Here is a 20034-nt window from a genome sequence, read left to right on the forward strand (position 1 = left end):
GCGCCATGTTCGCCAATTTCGACTTCGACGTGATCCGCCGCTCGCTCGGCTATCTGTTCCTCGACGGCATGACCTTCACGCTGACGCTGACGACGCTCTCGGCGCTCGGCGGCCTGATCTTCGGCACGCTGCTTGCGCTGATGCGCCTCTCCGGGCTCAGGCTGCTCGGGCGGATTGCCGGTCTTTATGTCGATCTCATGCGATCGCTGCCGCTGGTGCTGGTGATCTTCTGGTTCTACTTCCTGGTGCCTTATATCGGGCAATGGCTGACAGGCGCATCGCGTCCGATCGGCGTCGGCGCGTTTGCCTCCTCGCTGATCACCTTCATCATGTTCGAGGCCGCCTACTTCTCCGAGATCATGCGCGCCGGCATCCAGTCGATCTCGAAAGGGCAGCCGGCCGCGGCGCAGGCGCTCGGCCTCACCTACAGCCAGACCATGCGCTACGTCGTGCTGCCCCAGGCGTTCCGCAACATGCTGCCGGTGCTGTTGACCCAGACCATCGTGCTGTTCCAGGACACCTCGCTGGTCTATGTGCTGTCGATCCCCGACTTCCTCGGTGCTGCCAGCAAGGTGGCGCAACGCGACGGGCGATTGGTCGAGATGTACCTGTTCGCCGCCGCCGTCTATTTCGTGATTTCGTGCATTGCTTCCCTCGGGGTCCGCCGCCTGCAGGCGCGGATCGCCATCGTCCGCTAGGTGAGACCGCCATGATCGAGATCAGCCACGTCGATAAATGGTACGGCACCACCTTCCAGGCGCTGAAAGACTGCACCACGCATGTCGCCAAGGGTGAGGTCGTCGTGGTCTGCGGTCCCTCGGGCTCGGGGAAGTCGACGCTGATCAAATGCGTCAATGCGCTCGAGCCGTTCCAGGCCGGCACCATCATCATCGACGGCATCAAGGTCAACGATCCCAGGACCAACCTGCCGAAGCTGCGTGCGCGCGTCGGCATGGTGTTCCAGCATTTCGAGCTGTTTCCGCATCTGCGGATCATCGACAATCTCTGCCTCGCGCAGGAAAAGGTGCTGGGCCGTTCGCATGAGGAAGCGGTGGCGAAGAGCATCAAGCTGCTCGACCGCGTCGGCCTGAAGGAGCATGCGAAGAAATATCCGGCAGAGCTCTCCGGCGGCCAGCAGCAGCGGGTCGCGATCGCCCGCGCGCTGGCGATGGACCCGATTGCCATGCTGTTCGACGAGCCGACCTCCGCGCTCGATCCGGAAATGATCTCAGAGGTGCTCGACGTCATGGTCGATCTCGCGCGCGAGGGCATGACCATGATGGTCGTGACCCACGAAATGGGCTTTGCCAGCAAGGTCGCCCATCGCGTGATCTTCATGGACCAGGGCGAGATCGTGGAGGATGCCGCCAAGGCCGACTTCTTCGGCAAGCCGCGCAGCGAGCGCGCGCAGAAGTTCCTCTCCAAGATTCTCTCGCATTAACAAATCGGGTATAAGATTCGACGAAATTGCCCCGTTTCGCTTGCAGGAGAATTCGCGTGGACTCGATCGCCTATGTCAACGGTTCGTATGTGCCGCTCTCGGAAGCCAAGGTCTCCGTTCTCGACCGCGGCTTCCTGTTTGCCGACGGCATCTATGAGGTCGCGGCCGTGCTCGACGGCAAGCTGATCGACAACGCCTCGCACCTGGCGCGGCTGGAGCGCTCGGTCGGCGAGATTGCGCTTCCGTTGCCGGAAACGACCGAGCGGATTCAGCAAATCCAGAAGGAACTGGTGGCGCGCAACAACCTCGTCAACGGGATGGTCTATCTGGAGGTCACGCGTGGCGCAGATACGGGCCGTGACTTCGCGTTTCCAAAGAACGTCAAGCCGACGCTGATCATGTTCACGTCGGTCAAGGACATCGTCAACGCGGAGTCCGCCAAGACCGGGATCGGCGTCATCACCGTGCCCGACATCCGCTGGGCGCGGCGCGACATCAAGAGCGTGGCGCTGCTTGCGCAGGTGCTTGCCAAGCAGGCCGCTGCCGCGGCCGGTGCCGGCGAAGCCTGGATGATCGAGGACGGCAAGGTCACCGAGGGTGGATCATCGTCCTGCTTCATCCTGACCCAGGACGACGTCATCGTGACCAGGCAGAACGGCAGCGAGATCCTGCCCGGCTGTACCCGCAAGGCGGTGGTGGCCCTTGCCGAAGAGCGTCAGCTCCGTGTCGAGGAGCGGGCGTTTTCGGTGGAGGAGGCGCTGGCTGCCAAGGAAGCGTTCATCACCAGCGCCACCGTTTTTGTGCAGGCGGTGACCTCGATCGACGGCAGGAAGGTTGCAAACGGCAAGCCCGGGCCGATGACCGGCCGCTTGCGCGAAATCTACGTCGATTTTGCGCGCACCACCGCGGTGTGAGCGGCGCCGCTTTTCTCAGGCGGCGGTGGCCGCCTTCGCCCTGACCGGCGGCACCGAGCGGAACGAGATCGCGAGCCTGTTCCAGGCATTGATGGTCGCGATCAGCATCGTCAGGTTGACCGTCTCGGCATCGGTGAAATGCTTGCGCACCTCCTCATAGAGGTCATCGGGTGCGTGCGTCTCGGAGATCAGCGTGACGGCCTCGGTCCAGGCCAGCGCGGCGCGCTCGCGGTCGGAATAGACCGGCGCCTCGCGCCAGGCATTGAGGAGATAGAGCCGCTGCTCGGTCTCGCCGTGCTTGCGGGCGTCCTGCGTATGCATGTTGATGCAGTACGCGCAGCCGTTGATCTGGGACGCGCGGGTCTTGACCAGCTCGATCAGCGACTGTTCGAGGCCGCTGGCCTGCACCTGCGCTTCGAGCGCGCTCAGGGCTTTGATGGTTTCGGGCGCTGCCTGGTAGAAGTTCATGCGTGGTTTCATGGTGGTTCTCCTTTGCTGGGATCAGTTTGCTAATGTGCGCCGCCTGCATCGACGTGATCGGGCTTCTTCAGCAGCAAGCCTGCCAGCAGCGCCGCGAGCAGCGCCACACCGAGCAAGTAGAATGTGTCGCTGAAGGCGAGGATGAAGGCCTGCTTCTGCACGATGTGGCCGATCGCGACATAGGCGCGATGGGCGGCGTCGGCGCGGTCGATGACGCCGTGGTTCATGAAATACTGGGTGAGCTGCTCTAGGCGCGTCCGCGTCGCCTGCTCGAACATCGACACCGACTGCATCAGCACGTTGGAATGGTACTGCTCGCGCTTGGTGAGGAAAGTCTGCAGCAGGGCGATGCCGATGGCGCCGCCGAGATTGCGCATCATGTTGAACAGTGCCGAAGCCGAACCGGCATTCTCAGCCTCGATGCCGGCGGTTGCAACCGCCGACAGCGGCGCGAAACACAGGGCCTGACCGACCGCTCGCACCACGTTGGGCCAGAACAGCTGATCGGTGGCATAGTCGTTGGTCATATAGATGTTCATGAAGTTGGAGGCAGCGAACAGCGCAAAGCCGATGCCGATCACGATGCGCGGGTCAAAGCGCTTCATCAGCTGCGGTACCAGTGGGATCAACACAAGCTGAGGAATACCTGTCCATGCCAATACCATGCCGATCTGCTCGGCATTGTAGCCTTGGACGCGCGCGAGATAGACCGGCAGGATATAGGCCGAGCCGTAGAGCGCAACGCCGAGCAGGAAATTGGCGAGCATCCCGAAGCCGAAATTGCGGCGGAACAGCAGGCGCAGGTTGAGCAGCGGCTTCTTGCTGGTCATTTCGATCGCGACAAACAGCGTCAGCGCGATCGCGGCGATGACGGCGAGGCGGACGATGAAGGGCGAGCCGAACCAGTCGTCCTTGTTGCCTTCTTCCAGCACGGTCTGCAGCGCCGAGAGGCCGATCGCCATCGTGATGATGCCGGGCCAGTCGCCCTCGCGCAGCAGCGACAGCTTCATCGGGCTTGCTTCCAGCGAGAAATAGAGCATGCCGATCATCACCACGCCCGGCACGATGTTGACATAAAAGATGTATTGCCAGCCCCAGTTCTCGGTCAGGTAGCCGCCGATGGTCGGGCCGATCGCCGGCGCGAAGGTCGCCGAGAGCGCGAACAGCGCAAGCCCAATCGGCTGCTTAGCCTTCGGCAACAGCGTGATGATCAGGGTGAACGCCATCGGGATCAGCACGCCACCGGCGAATCCCTGCACGGCGCGCAGCGCGATCATTTGCGGCAGGTCCTGGGCGAGGGCGCACGCCGCGGAGAACACCAGGAACAGGAAGGCGTTGGTCAGGAGATAGGTGCGGATCGAGAACACCTGTGCGAGCCAGCCCGACAGGGGGATCACGACGATCTCGGCGATCAGATAGGAGGTCGAGATCCAGCCGCCGTCATCGATGCCGGCGCCGATCGCGCCCTGGATGTCCGCAAGCGAGGCGTTGACGATCTGGATGTTGAGCACCGCCATGAAGGCGCCAAGCGTGGCGCCGATCACCGCGATCCAGGTCTTGACCGCAATCGCCGGCGCAGCCGGTGCTGCGGCGGGTTGTGGCTGTTCGCTGCGGCTGGTGACGGAAACCGTTTCGATCGTGGGCTGGAGAGCGGTCATTTGTTTCTCCTCTTGCTTGCAGCGGAGGATGCATTAGGCGTCGGACTCGGATAATCCGCTCATTTGGGAAAACATTGTTTTGCGGTGCTGGATAATGCGCCGCCGGACAGGGCCAATCAGCTGCCATTCGGCCGCGCCACAGGGTTGTTGGCGGCGACCCGCCTTGCGGTCTCACGCTCAGCCAGCACCGTCGCCTTGGTGTCGACGGTCGGCTCCGCCGACATGCCGGGACGCAGCAGGCCTTTGAGGCGCTGGTCGTCGAGCACGATCTTCACCGGCACGCGCTGCACGATCTTGGTGAAGTTGCCGGTCGCGTTGTCAGGCGGCAGCAGCGCGAACTCCAGTCCGCTCGCCGGTGACAGGCTGTCGACATGGCCCCGCAGGGGCTGACCGTGGAAGCTGTCGATGCGGATCTCGACCGGCTGCCCGGCGCGCACATGGGTGAGCTGCGTCTCCTTGAAGTTCGCCACCACATAGACCGCGTCCAGCGGGACGACCGCCATGAGCTGCGTTCCGGCCTGCACATACTGGCCGACCCTGAGCGAGCGGGCGCCGACCGTGCCGTCAACCGGCGCCGTGATCTCTGTGTAGGACAGGTTCAGCGCCGCCTGCGCTTCGACGGCACGCGCGCGATCAAGCTGCGCCACGGCCTTGGCGCGCTCGGTCGACAGCACCTCGATTGTCTTGTTGGCGGCGATCAGCGCCGCCTTGCCCTGCTGCAGCTGCGCGGTGCCGGCGTTCAGCGCGGCATCGGTCTGCTGGGCGCGCTGAACGGTGCCGGAGCCCGACTTCATCAGATCGTCGGAGCGGGTGCGCTCCTGCTGCGCGAATTTCAGGTTGGCTTCCGCAGCATCGACTTCGGCGGCCCGCTGCTGGATGATCGGCTGCTGCAACGCGATCTGCGCATCGAGGTTGCGGATCGCTGCTTCCGATGCGGCGACGTCGGCGCGGGCCTGATCGAGCGCCGCCTTGAAATCGCGGTCGTCGATCCGTGCCAGCAACCGGCCGGCCTTGACCTGCTCGTTGTCGCGGACCAGCACCTGCGCGATATAGCCGGAGACCTTCGGCGCGATGATCGTGGAATCGGCCTTCACATAGGCGTCGTCGGTGGTTTCCAGATAGCGGCCGGTGGTCAGGTAGCCGTAGCCAAGGTCGGCAGCGGCGGCCAGGCCGAGCGTGACGGCGAGCGCCAGCGCCGCTCGCTTGACCGCCAGCCGCGACGGCTTCAGGCTGATTTTGGTTGCGGTTTCAGAGACATAGGAAGCGTTCGACATGGCACCCTCCGGATCGGATAAGCGTCCTCACGCGGTGAGCGCGCTATCGCGCCGAATAGATGCAATGCATCGAGCCCTGTGATAATCCCCGAAAAAATGAAAGCATTATCCAGTATTGGCTGATAATCGGAGGCCACCATGGACCGGCTGACCAGCCTGACGGCATTCGCACGGGTGGTCGAGAGCGGCGGGTTCTCAGCCGCGGGCCGCCGCCTCAACATGTCGACCACCATGGTGAGCAACCACGTCCAGGCGCTGGAGGAGCGGCTGGGGGTGCGGCTTCTCAACCGCACCACCCGCAAGGTCAGCCTCACCGAAGTGGGCAGGGCCTATTACGACCGTTGCGTGCAGATCCTCGCCGATCTCGAACAGGCCGACGACATCGCCGGCGCGACGCAGTCGGCGCCGCGTGGCACGCTCCGGGTCTACACCCATACCCACACCGTGCCCTATGTGGCCCCCGTCGTCGCCGACTATCTCAAGACCTATCCGGATGTCAGCGTCGATCTCAGCATGGGGGAAAAGACCGTCGACTTGATCGAGGAGGGCATCGACGTCGCGATCCGGATGGTGCCGCCGCCGGATTCCAGCCTGATCGTGCGGAGCCTTGCGACCTGGCGTCACGTGCTGTGCTGCTCGCACGACTACATCGAGAAGCACGGCCGCATACAGCAACTGGCCGAACTGTCGCAGCACAATTGCTGCCGCCACGTGAACTATCCCTTTGGCGACGAGTGGCATTTCATTGATCGCAAGGGCGCGTCGGCGAGCGTGCGGATTTCGGGACGGCTCATTTCCAACAGCGGGGACGCGCTGCGCGTGGCGGCACTGTCGGGCGTCTGTATCGTGCTTGCAGCCGGCTTCCTGGTCCATGACGAACTCGAAGCGGGCCGCCTGGTCCGCCTGCTGCCGGAATACCGTCCCGTCGAATTGTCGATGAATGCGGTCTATCCGCATCGCCACTACCTGTCGGCGAAGGTGCGGATCTTCATCGACATGCTGGCCAAGCACAGCGCCGAGCAGCAGAAGCTCATCAATCCTTATTCATGACCGGAATTTTGCGCATAATTGTACACGCCATCGCCTTCGCGCCATGGCATACATGCCGGCAGGATTGATGAGCCCGGTCTGACGATGTCCCGACTGAAATCAGCAGCGCGCCACAGGGGCGTCGCCGCGCTGTTCGCCGCCGCCATCCTGACGGCGGGTCCGTCGTCGGCCGAAAGCCCCTTGTTCGGCCCGCGGCCCGGCGCCAAGCTCAGGCTCGACAAATTGTCGCCGCTGGAGGATTTCATCAACGGCGAGGTCGCCGCGGGAAGAATTCCCGGCGCCGTCGTGCTGATCCAGCGCCACGGCAAGCCGGTCTATTTCAAATGCTTCGGCAAGCGCGATGCCGAAGCAGGCACGCCGATGACGGAAGATACGATCTTCCCGATCCACTCCGTCACCAAGACGATCACCAGCGTCGCCGCCTTGATGCTGGTCGATCGCGGTGTCATCGCGCTCGATGATCCCGTCAGCAAATACATTCCGTCCTTCGCCGGCATGACAGTCGGATTCGAGCGCAAGGACGAAGCCGGCAAGATCGTGCTCGAGCGGATGCCGCTGCGCCGGCCGATCACGATCGAGGACTTGCTCCTGCATACGTCCGGCATCACCTATGGCTTCTATGGCGAAGGGCTGGTCAAGGCCGCCTATGACGGCATCTATCTCGGCGACTTCGACAATGCCGGCTTTGCCGAGCGGATATCCAAGGTGCCGCTCGCCGAGCAGCCGCGCACGCTGTGGGACTACGGCCACTCGATCGACGTGCTCGGCCGCGTCATCGAGGTCGCCTCCGGCCAGTCGCTCTACCAGTTCGAGAAGGAAAACCTGCTCGATCCGCTCGGCATGACCACGACGAAATTCTTCCTCACCGATCCGGCGGAGCGGGCGCGCTATGCCCAGCCGCTGGCGAAGGACCGCCATGTCGAGCGCAATTCGCTTGACGTGACGCGTTGGGAGTCCGGCGGCGGCGGCATGGTGTCGACGCCGGCCGATTTCGCCCGCTTCGGGCAGATGCTGCTCAATGGCGGCTCGCTCGACGGCAGGACCTATCTCAGCCCGAAAATCTTTGCCGCGATGACCACCGACCACATCGGTCCGGGCGCGGGCGTGGCGCGCGATTATTTCTATTATCCGGGCGACGGCTTCGGCTTCGGCTACGGATTTGGCGTGCGTGTGGCGCCGGGCTACGCCGCGCCGCCGGCGCCGGGCTCGCTCGGCGAGTTCAAATGGGACGGCGCCACCGGCGCCTATCTGGTGGTCGACCGCGCCGAGGACATGTTCTTCGTGGTGATGCAGGATGCCCCGTCGGGCCGGGTGCACGTCAACATCGAAATCAAGAAGATCATCTATGACGCCTTCGAGGAATGATGCTGCGACGCTCTGACGAGACCGATCAGAAGCTTGCGATGCCGGTTCGCTTCGTCGGGCTCGACCGGGCGCGCACCTGCATCACGCTTTTGGTGCTGCTGCACCATTCCGTGGTCAACTACACCTATTTCGGCAATGGCGATCGCATGCACTGGCTCGGCTTCGATCTCGTCGTGCTCTTCAACGACAGTTTCTTCATGGCCTGCATGTTCTTCATCTCCGGGCTGTTCGTCCGCGACAGCCTGGCGCGGCGGGGGGCGGCGAACTTCCTCGCCAGCCGTGCCCTGCGGCTCGGCCTGCCGTTCCTGCTCTCGATCTACGTGCTGATGCCGATCGCCTATTATCCGACCTTCTTGCGCTACCATTTGCCCGGCACCACCGATTTCAATTTTTTCCATTTCTGGTGGCACACACTCACCATCGGTCCGTGGCCGTCGGGGCCGGCCTGGTTCCTCTGGGTGCTGCTGGCGCTGGATGCGATCGCGGCGGCGATCTGGGTCGTCAGCCCGCGCGCCATCGACATGCTGGGATGGCTGCCCTTCCGCCTGCGCTACCGGCCGGGCGTGGCCTTCGTGCTGTTCCTGGCGTTTTCGGTTCTGATCTATCTGCCGATGCGGCTCGCCTTTGGCGACGCCAGTTGGCTCGAGCCCGGGGGCTATCCGCTGCCGATCCAGACCAGCCGCATCCTGCTCTATGCCGGCTATTTCTTCTTTGGCGTCGGGGTCGGGGCGATGAACCTGCAGGCCGGCCTGCTCGCGCAAAACGGCGCGTTCGCGTATCGCTGGCCGGTCTGGCTCGGCTTTGGCCTGCTGTTCTACGGCGCGATCCTGCTCCTGGTCTACGCCCACCACAACTGGGTCGCGGATTTCAATTCGCCGCCCTTGTCATGGCGCGTGGGCTATGGTCTTGCCTTTGCGCTGTTCAGCGCTGCCATGACCTTTGCAGAGCCCGCGATCTTCCTGCGCTTCGAGAAGGCGGGCTTGAGGCTGTTCGACGCGATCCAGCCGTCGGCCTACGGCATCTTCCTGTTCCACTACATTTTCATCATCTGGCTGCAATACGCGGTCTACGATCCGCCGTTGCCGGCGTTCGCCAAATTCGCGATCGTGTTCTCAGGCACGCTCGCGATGAGCTGGGGGCTCACCGTGCTCTTGCGCAAGATCCCGCTGGTTGCGCGGGTGATCTGATCTTCAAGGCTTGAGCGTCAGCTTCTGCACCCGCCAGTTCAGGAGCTCGGCCACATACAGCGTGTTTTCGGCAGGGCACGCCATCGCGTGGATCCAGCCGAACTGCTTCAGCTGCTTGCCGGACTGGCCGAGCACCCCCAGCACCTTGCCGTCGAGCGACAGCTTGTAGACGCGTCCGGGCCAGGCATCTGAGGAATAGAGCACCTGGTTGGGCGGCGGCGTGATGCAGATCGCCCACGGCGAGCCCGGCGTGAAGGTGCCGCCGGCCATCATCGCCTCGTCCGGGATCTTGCCGATCGCGGGCTTCGCGTCCGGCGGCACCGGCACGTCGATGGTGAACTGGCGCAGGAATTTTCCGTCGCCGTCGAACACCTGGATGCGGTGGTTGCCGCGGTCCGCGACATAGACATTGCCCTTGGCGTCGGTCGCGATCGAATGCGGAGTGTTGAACTGGCCGGGCGCCGTGCCGCGGTCGCCCCATGACTTCAGCCAGTTGCCGTCCTTGTCCACCTTGGCGACGCGCGAATTGATGTAGCCGTCGCTGATGAAAGTGTTGCCGTTTTGATCGAATGCGACGTCGGTGACTTGGCGAAAGCGGCCGTCCTCGGCGGGCAGCGGCGGCTTCGGATGCTTCAGCGGCGCGGTATCCTCGTCGGAAGCTTCCTGCTTGCGGCCGAACACCATCAGCACGCGGCCTTCGGGATCGAACTTGATCACCATGTCCGATCCCTTGTCGGTCACCCAGACGTTGTCCTTGGGATCGACCTTCACCGTATGCGCAAAGGACCAGGCATAGAGGTTCTTGCCCATCTCGCCGATCAGATTGCCCTTGGCGTCGAATTCCAGGAGCTGGGTCGCGGCCGCCGCATAGGCCGGGCCGGACGTGTTGCCGCGCGACAGCGCGAAGACATGCCCCTTGGAGTTGACCGCGATGCCCGAGACTTCGCCGAAATACATGTTGTGCGGCAGGTGCAGCGGATTGGGCGTGGAATCGAAGGGGATGTTGGGCGCTGTCTGCGCCCAGGCGGGGGACGCGGCCAGGCACGCCAATCCGATCAGCCAGCACTTCATGTATGTTCTCCCGGGGAAATCGATCTGCTTTCTTGCGAGCGGTGGAATGGTAGTCTAGCGGATCTCGCACCGTCCATCGCCGTCTGCGCGATGCCGGTCGTCATCAGGCGCATAACGGAGCGTCTCTTGGCGTTGGAGAGAGCCGCTTCCTGATCGGGTGCCGCATGCTGCCTCGAACCAGCTTCGCCTGCCGACTTCTGCTCGTGCTCGCAGCATGCGCGCTGTCGGCGCTGCCGCCGGGTCAGGCGCTTGCCGGCTATCCCGAGCGCATCATCAGGCTCATCGTGCCGTACCCGCCCGGCGGCGGTACCGACGCGATCGCGCGGACGCTGGCACAGGAGATGGCGAAGGATCTCGGCCAGTCCGTGATCATCGAGAACAAGCCGGGGGCGGGGACCATCATCGGCACGCAGGCGGTCGCAACCAGCGAGGGCGACGGCTACACGCTTCTGATCGGCACCTTCGCCAACGCCGTCAATCCTTCGCTTTACGCAAAACTGCCATATGATCAGCATCGCGACTTCGCGCCGGTGGCGCTGATCGCACGCTCCTTCAACATCGTCGTGGTCAATCCGACGTCGCCGATCAAATCGATCGCGGACCTGATCGCGGCGGCCAAGGCCGAGCCTGACAAGCTCGCCTACGGCACCTACGGCACCGGCAGCTCGGCGCATCTGGCCGGCGAATTGTTCAAGCACATGACCGGCGTCAGCCTGACCACCGTGCCCTACAAGGGGGCGGCGCCTGCGATCACCGACCTGATCGGCGGCCAGATCCAGGTGATGTTCACGACGGTGACGAGCGCGGCCGCGCTGATCGAGGCCGGCCAGTTGCGCGCGCTCGCGGTGACGTCGGCGGAGCGTTCGCCTGCCTTTCCCGATCTGCCGACGGTGGCCGAGGCCGGCGTGTCCGGCTACGAGGCGGAGGCCTGGTACGGCCTGTTCGCACCGGCCAGGACGCCGCCCGAGATCATCGCGCGGCTCAACCGCGCCGTGGCGCTCGCGGTCCGGTCCGAGGCCTTCAAGACGCTGGCCAGGAATGAAGGCCTCACCCTCGTCGCAGCATCCCCGGACGAACTCGACCGCTATTACCGCGGCGAGGAAGAGCGCTGGCGCAAGGTGATCCGGGACGCCGGTGTCAAGGTCGAGTAGGGATGCCGCCTGCGGCGATCCGGAATATCGGTCCGGGTCCGGGGTTGCTGCAGGACGATGCACCAACAAAACAAGACTTGAACCGGGAGGATAGAATGCGACCGATCGTTTCGATGACCCTGGCGGCCTGCGCCGTCGTGTTGATGACCTCGCCGATACTGGCGCAGGCGCAGACACCGGCGCCCACCACTCCGCCGTCGGCGGGTGGAACGCCAGACGTGATGCCCTTCGACATCCCCTACGGCCAGTCGATCGGTCTCGAGCTTGCCAAGCAGGTCGTCGCTGCCGCCGAAGCCGAGGCCAAGAAGCGAAACTGGAAGATGAACATCGCAGTGGTCGACACCAACGGCGAACCCGTGATGTTCGAGCGAATGGAAGGCGCGCAGATCGCGTCAGGCTCGATTTCTATCGGCAAGGCCCGCACCTCGGCGCGTTTCCGTCGCGAGTCGCGGGCTTTCTACAACGCCTATGAGACCGGTCACCCCTATGTCGCGACGCTCGATCCGACACTGACCGCAAGCCCCGGCGGCTACCCGCTGGTGCAGGGCGGCAAGCTGATCGGCGCCGTCGGATGCTCCGGGGGCACCGGCGATCAGGACGCTGCGATCTGCAAGGTCGGCGCCGAGGTCGTGAAATAGCGCTTCCTCTCTACCGCCTTTGTCGTCGCAATGTCATTTGCCCGGCGGCGGTAGCCGGCCGAAAACTTTCTCGATGGCGAGCCCGATCGCGAGCAGCCGGCGGTCGCTTCCCGCGGGGCCGTCGAGCTCGAGCCCGACCGGCAGCTTGCTGGCGGCGCCGAGCGCGATCGGGATCTGGATGCCGGGCACGCCCGCATTGCTGCCGGGATCGGTGTTCTGGATGAACAAGGTGAAGTTGGCGAGGCTGCTCGCGTCGGGATTGGCGGGAATGGCGACCTTCGGCGTGGTCGGGAAGGCGATGGCGTCGAGCCTGTTGCTGGCAAAAGTGTCACGGTAGAGGGCCTGCAAGGCCGGGCGCGCGGTCTTGATCGCGGCCTCATAGGCGGGCTTGGCGTCGGTCACCGAATTGTCGGGCCCCGGCAGCTTGCGGGGAATGACGAGCCCGTCATAGGTGCCCTTGACGTCGGGGCTTGCAATCGATTTCGCCAGTTGGTCGATGCTGATGCCGGTGCCGGTGTGCTTCAGATAGGCCACCATGTCGTCATAGGCCTCGTAGAGCGCGACCGGGAATCCGACCTGGCTGTTGAGCTCGCCCAGCTTCGGCATCTCCACGTCAACGACCGTGACGCCTTCCGCCTTCAGCCTGTCGAGCGCGGATCGGAACGCCGCGTCGGTATCGCCATCGAGATTGGCGAGCATGGATTTGACGACGCCGAGGCGCACCTGCTTGAGATTGGCGGGTGCGACCGCTCCGCCGCTGGCGATGGCGCGGTCGAGCAGGGCGACATCGGCTACCGTCGCCGCCATTGGGCCGGCGGTGTCGCGCGTGTGCGAGATCGGCGCGATGGCTCCTTGCGGGTAGCGCCCGACGGTCGGCCGCAGCGAAGCGCAGCCATTCAGTGCGCAGGGAATGCGCACCGAGCCGCCGGTGTCGGTGCCGAGCCCCGCGGTCACGATTCTCGCCCCGATCGCCGCGGCCGTGCCCGACGACGAGCCGCCGGCGATCTTGCCTGCATCATAGGCGTTGCGCACGCCGGGCTCAGGGCCGGTCTTGAACGACGGGTTGTAGCCGGAGATGCCAAAGGCAAGCTCATGCATGTTGGTCTTGCCGATGATGATGGCACCGGCGGCGCGCAGCTTCTCGGCGACGGGCGCGTCCTTGCGCGGCACGAAATCCTTCAGTGCCGGCGTCCCCGCCGTCGACGGCAGGCCGGCCACCTCGATATTGTCCTTGATCACGATGGGCACGCCGCCCAGAGGTTTGCAGGCGCCTTTGCGCTTGCGGCTGGCATCGAAGGCGGCAGCGGCCTTCTTCGCGCCGGCTTCGTCGAGCGTGACAAAGGCATTGAGATCGGCCCTCGCCTTGGCGCGGGCCAGCGCGGCCTCGACCAGTGCCTGGCTGGTGACCTTGCCGGCACACAGGTCGGCGGCCGCCTGCGTTGCGGTCAGGCGATCGAGGTCGGGCGCCGTCTGGGCTGCGGCCTGGTGCGCGAGACCGGTCAGAGCTGCGGTAATGGCCAGCAGGTATGCGCGCTTGTGCTGTCGGAATGTCATTTTCTTCTCCCCATGATGGTGCCGGTCGCGTGCCCCCAGGGAATGATCGGCTGCGCCGTCACGTCTTGATTGGCGACAACGTTATGCGATGGCGCTGGGAACGTCGATTGCCGCGCGATCTTGTTGCGGCGCGGCGCAACCAGAAATGGTGATGGCTGCGGATGCCGGAATAATCGCGCGCCAAAGGGGTTGGCGAGGCAACATTGCAACAACGGGAGATCATCATGTTTCGCTTCGCACAAATCGCCGTCGCTGCCTCCTCTTTCCTGCTCATCGCAGGGCCGGCAAGCGCGCAGGAAACCATTCGCATCCGTGGCACCGTCGAGCGCATCGACGGGCCGGTCTATGTCGTCAAGAGCCGGGACGGTGCGGAATTCAGGCTGACCGTGACCGACAAGCCGCTCTATGTCGCCATCGTCCGGGCGACCATGGCCGACATCAAGCCCGGCATGTTCGTCGGCTCTGCCGGCATGATGGAGGCGGACGGCACGCAAAAGGCCATCGAAGTCCACATTTTCCCGGAATCGATGCGCGGCACCGGTGAGGGCCATTATGATTGGGACCTGATGCCGAAGAGCAAGATGACCAACGGCAATGTCGAGCAGGCCGTCACCGGCGTCGATGGGCCGGTGCTGTCGGTCAAATACAAGGACGGCGAGAAGAAGATCCTGGTGACGCCGCAAACGGTCGTCGTCACCTATGTGATGGGTGACAAAAGCGAGATTACCCCCGGTACCCGGATCTTCATCTCGGCCGCCAAGAAGCAACCCGACGGCACCGTGCAGACGCCCCGCATCACCTACGGCCGGAACGGCGAGGCGCCCGCATTCTGAAGGCGTGGCCGATCCGACCGCCGCGCCAGCGCCGGCTCGGAAGACGTGTCCGAACAGCGGTCGGCCGATTCGGGTCGGTCGTCTGGCCGATGCCGAAAACGATTCCCGGCATCCATGCTCCTCTCCAGTCCTGTGGTCAGCGGGGGGCCTCCGCCGGCGAGTTTGCGCGACGGCAGCGATCTGGCCTCTGGTATCTGTTGGCGACATTGATATTGTTTGGCCAAAAGGCGGAGCTCCTCATGTGGATTCTGTTGTTGCTGCCCTTCATCGGCCTGTTGTGGGTGCCGTTCTACAATTTCCTCGAGCCATCGCTGTTCGGCTTTCCCTTCTTTTACTGGTACCAGCTCGCCTGGGTGCCGATCTCCTCGCTCCTGATCTGGCTGGTCTATCGCAGCCGCTCACCTGACGACGCGCATTGAGGAGTACGCGTCATGGCCGGTCAGATCCAATGGGTTGCGCTCTCCATCTTCATCTTCTTCTTTGCCCTCGTCACCGTGATGGGCTTCTTTGCCGCGCGCTGGAAATCGGGCCCGGTCAGCGAGCATCTGGATGAATGGGGGCTGGGCGGCCGGCAGTTCGGCACCTGGATCACCTGGTTCCTGGTCGGTGGCGATTTCTACACCGCCTATACCGTCATCGCGGTGCCGGCGCTGGTCTATGCGGTCGGCGCCTATGGCTTCTTCGCGCTGCCCTATACCATCATCGTCTATCCCTTCGTGTTCGCGGTCATGCCGATCCTGTGGAAGGTGGCCTACGACAACGGCTACGTCACGGCGGCCGACGTCGTTCACGGCATCCACCGATCGCGCGGCCTCGAGCTCGTGGTCGCCCTCACCGGCATCGCCGCGACCATGCCCTACATCGCACTGCAGCTCATCGGCATGGGCGTGGTGATCAAGGCGATGGGTTTGACCGGCGAGCTGCCCATCATCGCCGCCTTCATCATCCTTGCGCTCTACACTTACAGCTCCGGGCTGCGTGCGCCGGCGCTGATCGCCTTCGTCAAGGACATCATGATCTATATCGTGGTGCTGGTCGCCGTAGTCCTGGTGCCGGCGAAGCTTGGCGGCTATGGCGCGGTGTTTTCCGCGGCCAACGACGCGTTCGTGGCCAAGGGCGGCGCCACCGGGCTGATCCTGAAGCCCTCGCAGATGCTCGCTTATGCGACCCTCGCGCTCGGCTCGGCGCTGGCCGCCTTCATGTATCCGCACACGCTGACCGGCATATTCGCCTCGAAATCGGCCGACACCATCCGCAAGAACGCGATCCTGCTGCCTGCCTACACGCTGCTGCTCGGCCTGATCGCGCTGCTCGGCTATATGGGCTATGCCGCCGCCGTGAAGGTCACCTCGCCCAACGATGTGGTACCCGCGCTGTTTCAGGCGCTGTTCCCCTCCTGGTTCGTGGGCTTCGCCTTTTCGGCGATCGCGATCGGCGCGCTGGTGCCGGCCGCCGTCATGAGCATCGGCGCAGCCAACCTGTTCACCCGCAATGTCTGGAAGGCCTATGTCAATCCGGACATCAGCCATGCCGGGGAAGCTTCGGTTGCCAAGATCACCTCGCTGGTGGTGAAGCTCGGCGCGCTTGCCTTCATCCTGTTCCTGCCGACGCAATATGCGCTCGACCTGCAACTGCTCGGCGGCCTGTGGATCCTGCAGACTTTCCCGGCGCTGGTGTTCGGGCTGTTCACGCGCTGGTTCCGTGCCGAAGCGCTGCTGCTCGGCTGGGCGGCCGGCATCGGCTGGGGCACATGGACGGCGTGGAGCAACGGCCTGAAGCCGCTTGCGACGCTCGCTTTCGGCGACGCCAGCTATACGTTCTATGTCGGGCTCGGCGCTCTCATCCTCAACGCCGTGATCGCGGCCCTCGCGACCGTCGTGATCAGCGCGGTGCTCCCGGACCGCGGCCGCGCTACGGCTCGATCCTGATATTGGCTGCTTTCGCGACCTCGCCCCAGCGGGCGATGTCGCGGTTGAGGATTTGCGCGAATTCCTCCGACGAGGTGCCGACGCATTCAATGCCGAGCAGCTTGAGCCTGGCGACGACGTCGGGCAGGTTCGCGATCCGCATCAGCTCGCTCTCGAGCTTCCGGACGATCGCGGCAGGCGTCCCCTTCGGGACAAAGATGCCGCTCCACAGCACGGCGTCGACGTCGGCGCCGGCCTCCTTCATGGTCGGCACATCGGGCAGATCTTCCATGCGCGCAGGCGCGGCGACCGCGAGCGCCCGCACCGTGCCGCTCTTCACCTGGCTCACCACCGGACCCGCATCGGCGATGGTCGTCGTCACCTGGCCGGAGATCACCGCGAGCACCGACTCGTTGGCGCTCTTGTAGGGGATCGCCAGCATCGGTGCGCCGGTTTTCTGCTTGAATAGTTCCGTCACGAGCTGGAACGAGGCCGACGAGCTCGCATAGTTCATCTTGTCGGCATTGGCCTTGGCGTAAGCCACGAGCTCGGCCACCGATCTGATCGGCGAGGCGGCATTCACGATCATGATCAGCGGAAAGGACGCGAGCTCCGAGACTGCGACGAAGTCCTGCACGGCGTCATAGGGCAATTTGGCGTAGACCGCCGGATTGATCGATATGCCGCTCGCGCTCATCAGCAGCGTGTAGCCGTCGGGCGCGGATTTCGCGACATATTCGGTCGCGACGATCGCGCCGCCGCCCGGCTTGTTGTCGACGATCACCGGCTGGCCGAGGCTTTCGGACAGCTTCTGCCCGAATACGCGCGCGATGATGTCGTTGCCGCCGCCGGCGGCGAAGCCGACCACGATGTGGATCGGGCGGGCCGGATATTTGGCGGGATCGTCTTGCGCGAGCACAACCCGGCTTGCGAGCGCGAGCAGGCAGGCGCCGAGCATGAAGGGCTTGAGCAGCTTCATCGTCATTCCCTAAAGCCGCGTGACGTCGACATGCAGCACCGCGGCCCTGCCGTCGTCGAGCGCGGCGAGCGCGCGGTCGATCGCCGCGGCGAGCTCATCCGGCTCGCTGACGCGTTCGCCATAGGCGCCAAAAGCCTTGGCCACGCCGGCGAAATCGCGCCGTTCGCCTTGCCGGCCCGAGGTCAGGCGCGACTGGAACTGATTGGTCTCGGCGGCGACGCCCCTGGGATAGACCCGTTGGGTTGCCGACTTCACCGCCTGCCAGCCGCCATTGTCGACCACGACGGTGAGGATCGGGAGCTGGTATTGCTGCGCGACCGCGTAGACGCTGTCGGGCGAGGAGAAGTGGAAGCCGCCGTCGCCGATCACCTGCACGACGCGCCGTTTCGGCTCCGCGAGCCGCAAGCCCAGCGCCATGCCGCCGGAAAAGCCGAGCCCGCCGCCGGCAAGCCCGACATAGCTCCGCGGTTGCGTGCGCTTCAGATGTTCCTGCAGGACCGGCGCGTTGCGGATCGCTTCGTTGAGCACGACGTCATCCGGCGCGAGCTTTGCACCGAGGGTCGCGAACACGAAAGCCGGGTTGAGCGCGCCGGAGACGCCCTTGTTGGCGGATGCCGCCGCGCGGCGCTGATCGGCCGCCTCGCGCGTGCCGCTCCAGCCTGCGATCCGTTCCGCCACACGCCTGCGGTACGATTCATCGGCGCGCGCCTCGACCGCTTGCCGCACCTGTTCGAGCGCGATCGCGCAATCGCCCTGGACACGGATGTCGGTGGCAAAGCCCCACATCGGAAAATCCGCCTTCAAGGGATCGATGTCGATCTGGATCCATTTCATGGTGCTCGCGCGCTTCGCCGACTGCGGCACGAACGGCACGTCGGTGTCGAGCAGCAGGCCGAGGTCGGTGCCTTCGAGCAGAGGCAAGGGATCGTTGCCGGCGAAGCAGGGGGAATCCTGCGGCATGTTGAGATCGACAGGGTTGAACTCGGCGACGCGGATGCCGCAGGCGCGCGCCAGCCGGTCCAGCGCGGCCACCGCTGCCGGCCTGCGGCCGAGATAAGCGGTGAACGCCACCGGGTTGTTCGCCTCCATCAGGGCTTTCGCGATCGCCTCGGCCCGCGCCGGTTCGACGCCGCCGGTCTTGATGCCGCCATAGCGATCCGGCGGATAGGCCGGCATGTCCGTCTCGTCCCATTCCTCCGCGAGCGTCTCGCGGGGGAGCATCATGTAGACCGGGCCCGGCGGGTCGCTCTGCGCAAAGGCGGAAGCGCGCGCCAGCGCCTCCTTCACCACGATGCCCGACGGCAGCGAGTATTCCCATTTGACATAGGGGCGGACGATGCTCGCGATGTCGAACGGGTCCTGCACGAAATGCACATAGGTATCGCGCGACCCCCTCAATTCGCCATGCAACGTGTGCGGTGCGCGGCCGGCGAACAGCATCACCGGCAGGCGGTAGCGGAACAGATTCTGGATCGCCATGCAGGCATTCGCGGTGCCGGCATCGACGTGAACCAGCACGGCCTGTGCGCGGCCGGTCGCGAGTGCATAGCCGCCCGCCATGTGGACTGCGACCACCTCATGGGGACACAGGATCATTTCGGGATGCTTGCGGCCTTCCCTGTCCCAGCGCGCCATTTCCTCGATCAGCGAGACATGGTCAGTTCCGAGATTGGCGAAGATATAGTCGACACCGAGGTCGACCAGGGCTTCGAGGAAGTAGTGGGCTGTCGAATAGCGGCTCATCTGTTCTCCGTGACAAATCGATTTCGTAACGTGCCGATGCCGGTGATCTCGATCTCGACGACGTCGCCGGCCTTCAGGTCAGGCGAGGCGCCGTCGGTTCCCATCCAGATCACGTCGCCAGGCCACAGCGTGAAGTACTTCGTCAGCTCGACGATGAAGGGAACGATGCCGAAGATCATGTCGCCGGTTCGGAAGCGGATGGTCTGCCTCCCGTTCAACCTGACGATGGTCTCCATCTTATCGGGATCGGCTTCGGTCTCGATCCAGGGCCCCATCGGCTTGAACGTGTCGGCGTTCTTGGCTCGCCACAGGCCGCGATCCGCCTTCTGCCAGGTCCGCTCGCTGACGTCGTTGCCGATGGTATAGCCGAACACGCAGGACATCGCGTCGTGCTCGGTGAGGTGCTTGACCTTCTTGCCGATGACGACGACGAGCTCGCCTTCATAGTGGATCTTTTCGGTGGCATCAGCCGGGATCACCACGTCCTCGTCATGGGCGATCAGCGCGTTCTGCGCGCGGTAGCCGATCTCGGGCCGGTCGGGGATGTTGGGAACCTCGCCGCGCTTGTTGGCGGCTTCCTTCAGGTGGGTGAGGTAGTTCAGCCCGACGCAATAGAAGGTGCGCGGGATCAGCGGCACCTCGATCCTGACGCCGTCGAGCGGATAAGACCGCTCAGTGCGCCGCCATTCACCGAAGGGATCACCTTCGACGCCGACAACCCCGTCGCCTTCGACGATGCCCCAGGATGTTTGGCCCGAGGCCGTGAATTTCAGCCAACGCATGATGATC

The 20034-nt window shown here is 64.4% G+C and carries 19 protein-coding genes; 11 read left to right on the top strand and 8 right to left on the bottom strand.

Features of this window, described 5'->3' with window-relative positions:
- Positions 1-5 precede the first annotated feature (5 nt).
- Genes QOU61_RS06765 through QOU61_RS06775 form a run of 3 tightly spaced genes read left to right on the top strand, consistent with a single transcriptional unit; the run spans position 6 to position 2355 of the window.
- On the top strand, positions 6-698 hold the full coding sequence (locus QOU61_RS06765) for an amino acid ABC transporter permease (protein ID WP_289657342.1): 693 nt from the start codon (positions 6-8) through the stop codon (positions 696-698).
- Between the two features lie 11 nt (positions 699-709).
- Positions 710-1441, top strand: coding sequence for an amino acid ABC transporter ATP-binding protein (locus QOU61_RS06770; protein WP_289657343.1), 732 nt, complete (start codon positions 710-712; stop codon positions 1439-1441).
- A gap of 56 nt (positions 1442-1497) precedes the next feature.
- Positions 1498-2355 (top strand): D-amino-acid transaminase, encoded by an 858-nt coding sequence (locus QOU61_RS06775; RefSeq protein ID WP_289657344.1) that lies wholly within the window; start codon positions 1498-1500, stop codon positions 2353-2355.
- Between the two features lie 15 nt (positions 2356-2370).
- On the opposite strand, the gene QOU61_RS06780 is transcribed toward QOU61_RS06775, so the two are convergent.
- From QOU61_RS06780 to QOU61_RS06790, 3 genes are all read right to left on the bottom strand, one after another.
- The gene (locus QOU61_RS06780) at positions 2371-2835 is read right to left on the bottom strand and encodes a carboxymuconolactone decarboxylase family protein (RefSeq protein ID WP_289657345.1); all 465 of its coding nucleotides are present in this window, start codon (positions 2833-2835) and stop codon (positions 2371-2373) included.
- A gap of 29 nt (positions 2836-2864) precedes the next feature.
- Positions 2865-4493, bottom strand: coding sequence for an MDR family MFS transporter (locus QOU61_RS06785; RefSeq protein ID WP_289657346.1), 1629 nt, complete (start codon positions 4491-4493; stop codon positions 2865-2867).
- 116 nt (positions 4494-4609) lie between these two features.
- On the bottom strand, positions 4610-5767 hold the full coding sequence (locus tag QOU61_RS06790; RefSeq protein ID WP_289657347.1) for an HlyD family secretion protein: 1158 nt from the start codon (positions 5765-5767) through the stop codon (positions 4610-4612).
- Positions 5768-5905: 138 nt separating this feature from the next.
- Here QOU61_RS06790 and QOU61_RS06795 point away from each other — a divergent pair, with 138 nt between their 5' ends.
- The 3 genes from QOU61_RS06795 to QOU61_RS06805 all read left to right on the top strand — a co-directional run bounded on the left by QOU61_RS06795 (position 5906) and on the right by QOU61_RS06805 (position 9369).
- Positions 5906-6817, top strand: coding sequence for a LysR family transcriptional regulator (locus tag QOU61_RS06795; protein ID WP_289657348.1), 912 nt, complete (start codon positions 5906-5908; stop codon positions 6815-6817).
- 84 nt (positions 6818-6901) lie between these two features.
- Positions 6902-8182 carry a serine hydrolase domain-containing protein gene (locus tag QOU61_RS06800; protein WP_289657349.1) on the top strand — a complete coding sequence of 427 codons (1281 nt, stop codon included), beginning with the start codon at positions 6902-6904 and terminating at the stop codon, positions 8180-8182.
- On the top strand, positions 8182-9369 hold the full coding sequence (locus tag QOU61_RS06805; protein ID WP_289657350.1) for an acyltransferase family protein: 1188 nt from the start codon (positions 8182-8184) through the stop codon (positions 9367-9369). The genes QOU61_RS06800 and QOU61_RS06805 overlap by 1 nt, the downstream gene beginning before the upstream one ends.
- Before the next feature lie 3 nt (positions 9370-9372).
- Here the strand turns inward: QOU61_RS06805 and QOU61_RS06810 are convergent, their stop codons facing one another.
- Positions 9373-10440 carry a peptidyl-alpha-hydroxyglycine alpha-amidating lyase family protein gene (locus QOU61_RS06810; RefSeq protein WP_289657351.1) on the bottom strand — a complete coding sequence of 356 codons (1068 nt, stop codon included), beginning with the start codon at positions 10438-10440 and terminating at the stop codon, positions 9373-9375.
- A 164-nt stretch (positions 10441-10604) separates the two neighbouring features.
- On the opposite strand from QOU61_RS06810, the gene QOU61_RS06815 reads away from it, so the two are divergent.
- Together QOU61_RS06815 and QOU61_RS06820 are read left to right on the top strand one after the other, a co-directional pair.
- Positions 10605-11591 carry a tripartite tricarboxylate transporter substrate binding protein gene (locus QOU61_RS06815; protein WP_289657352.1) on the top strand — a complete coding sequence of 329 codons (987 nt, stop codon included), beginning with the start codon at positions 10605-10607 and terminating at the stop codon, positions 11589-11591.
- Between the two features lie 95 nt (positions 11592-11686).
- A complete protein-coding gene (locus tag QOU61_RS06820; protein WP_289657353.1) occupies positions 11687-12229 on the top strand; it encodes a GlcG/HbpS family heme-binding protein in 543 nt (180 codons plus the stop codon).
- Between the two features lie 33 nt (positions 12230-12262).
- Here the strand turns inward: QOU61_RS06820 and iaaH are convergent, their stop codons facing one another.
- On the bottom strand, positions 12263-13783 hold the full coding sequence (iaaH, locus tag QOU61_RS06825; protein WP_289657354.1) for an indoleacetamide hydrolase: 1521 nt from the start codon (positions 13781-13783) through the stop codon (positions 12263-12265).
- A gap of 224 nt (positions 13784-14007) precedes the next feature.
- Here iaaH and QOU61_RS06830 point away from each other — a divergent pair, with 224 nt between their 5' ends.
- The 3 genes from QOU61_RS06830 (at position 14008) to mctP (ending at position 16544) form a co-directional block, all read left to right on the top strand.
- Positions 14008-14616: a hypothetical protein gene (locus tag QOU61_RS06830; RefSeq protein WP_289657355.1), complete on the top strand. Its 609-nt coding sequence runs from the start codon at positions 14008-14010 to the stop codon at positions 14614-14616.
- Between the two features lie 239 nt (positions 14617-14855).
- Positions 14856-15035: a DUF3311 domain-containing protein gene (locus tag QOU61_RS06835; protein WP_289657356.1), complete on the top strand. Its 180-nt coding sequence runs from the start codon at positions 14856-14858 to the stop codon at positions 15033-15035.
- Between the two features lie 12 nt (positions 15036-15047).
- Positions 15048-16544 (top strand): monocarboxylate uptake permease MctP, encoded by a 1497-nt coding sequence (gene mctP, locus QOU61_RS06840; RefSeq protein WP_289657357.1) that lies wholly within the window; start codon positions 15048-15050, stop codon positions 16542-16544.
- Here the strand turns inward: mctP and QOU61_RS06845 are convergent.
- Genes QOU61_RS06845 through QOU61_RS06855 form a run of 3 tightly spaced genes read right to left on the bottom strand, consistent with a single transcriptional unit; the run spans position 16528 to position 20027 of the window.
- The gene (locus QOU61_RS06845) at positions 16528-17502 is read right to left on the bottom strand and encodes a Bug family tripartite tricarboxylate transporter substrate binding protein (protein ID WP_289657358.1); all 975 of its coding nucleotides are present in this window, start codon (positions 17500-17502) and stop codon (positions 16528-16530) included. The two genes, mctP and QOU61_RS06845, sit on opposite strands and share 17 nt — an antisense overlap.
- Before the next feature lie 9 nt (positions 17503-17511).
- Positions 17512-19245: a thiamine pyrophosphate-requiring protein gene (locus QOU61_RS06850; RefSeq protein WP_289657359.1), complete on the bottom strand. Its 1734-nt coding sequence runs from the start codon at positions 19243-19245 to the stop codon at positions 17512-17514.
- Positions 19242-20027, bottom strand: coding sequence for a fumarylacetoacetate hydrolase family protein (locus QOU61_RS06855; protein ID WP_289657360.1), 786 nt, complete (start codon positions 20025-20027; stop codon positions 19242-19244). The genes QOU61_RS06850 and QOU61_RS06855 overlap by 4 nt, the downstream gene beginning before the upstream one ends.
- Positions 20028-20034 lie beyond the last annotated feature (7 nt).

The sequence above is a fragment of the Bradyrhizobium sp. NP1 genome (genome assembly GCF_030378205.1).
In the GTDB taxonomy this organism is placed as follows: domain Bacteria; phylum Pseudomonadota; class Alphaproteobacteria; order Rhizobiales; family Xanthobacteraceae; genus Bradyrhizobium.

Excerpts from the sequence above, each read along its gene's own strand:
- QOU61_RS06765 (WP_289657342.1), top strand. The coding sequence starts at position 6 with ATGTTCGCCAATTTCGACTTCGACGTGATCCGCCGCTCGCTCGGCTAT.
- QOU61_RS06770 (WP_289657343.1), top strand. The coding sequence starts at position 710 with ATGATCGAGATCAGCCACGTCGATAAATGGTACGGCACCACCTTCCAG.
- QOU61_RS06780 (WP_289657345.1), bottom strand. The coding sequence starts at position 2,835 with ATGAAACCACGCATGAACTTCTACCAGGCAGCGCCCGAAACCATCAAA.
- QOU61_RS06785 (WP_289657346.1), bottom strand. The coding sequence starts at position 4,493 with ATGACCGCTCTCCAGCCCACGATCGAAACGGTTTCCGTCACCAGCCGC.
- QOU61_RS06790 (WP_289657347.1), bottom strand. The coding sequence starts at position 5,767 with ATGTCGAACGCTTCCTATGTCTCTGAAACCGCAACCAAAATCAGCCTG.
- QOU61_RS06795 (WP_289657348.1), top strand. The coding sequence starts at position 5,906 with ATGGACCGGCTGACCAGCCTGACGGCATTCGCACGGGTGGTCGAGAGC.
- QOU61_RS06800 (WP_289657349.1), top strand. The coding sequence starts at position 6,902 with ATGTCCCGACTGAAATCAGCAGCGCGCCACAGGGGCGTCGCCGCGCTG.
- QOU61_RS06805 (WP_289657350.1), top strand. The coding sequence starts at position 8,182 with ATGCTGCGACGCTCTGACGAGACCGATCAGAAGCTTGCGATGCCGGTT.
- QOU61_RS06810 (WP_289657351.1), bottom strand. The coding sequence starts at position 10,440 with ATGAAGTGCTGGCTGATCGGATTGGCGTGCCTGGCCGCGTCCCCCGCC.
- QOU61_RS06815 (WP_289657352.1), top strand. The coding sequence starts at position 10,605 with ATGCTGCCTCGAACCAGCTTCGCCTGCCGACTTCTGCTCGTGCTCGCA.
- QOU61_RS06820 (WP_289657353.1), top strand. The coding sequence starts at position 11,687 with ATGCGACCGATCGTTTCGATGACCCTGGCGGCCTGCGCCGTCGTGTTG.
- iaaH (WP_289657354.1), bottom strand. The coding sequence starts at position 13,783 with ATGACATTCCGACAGCACAAGCGCGCATACCTGCTGGCCATTACCGCA.
- QOU61_RS06830 (WP_289657355.1), top strand. The coding sequence starts at position 14,008 with ATGTTTCGCTTCGCACAAATCGCCGTCGCTGCCTCCTCTTTCCTGCTC.
- QOU61_RS06835 (WP_289657356.1), top strand. The coding sequence starts at position 14,856 with ATGTGGATTCTGTTGTTGCTGCCCTTCATCGGCCTGTTGTGGGTGCCG.
- mctP (WP_289657357.1), top strand. The coding sequence starts at position 15,048 with ATGGCCGGTCAGATCCAATGGGTTGCGCTCTCCATCTTCATCTTCTTC.
- QOU61_RS06845 (WP_289657358.1), bottom strand. The coding sequence starts at position 17,502 with ATGAAGCTGCTCAAGCCCTTCATGCTCGGCGCCTGCCTGCTCGCGCTC.
- QOU61_RS06850 (WP_289657359.1), bottom strand. The coding sequence starts at position 19,245 with ATGAGCCGCTATTCGACAGCCCACTACTTCCTCGAAGCCCTGGTCGAC.
- QOU61_RS06855 (WP_289657360.1), bottom strand. The coding sequence starts at position 20,027 with ATGCGTTGGCTGAAATTCACGGCCTCGGGCCAAACATCCTGGGGCATC.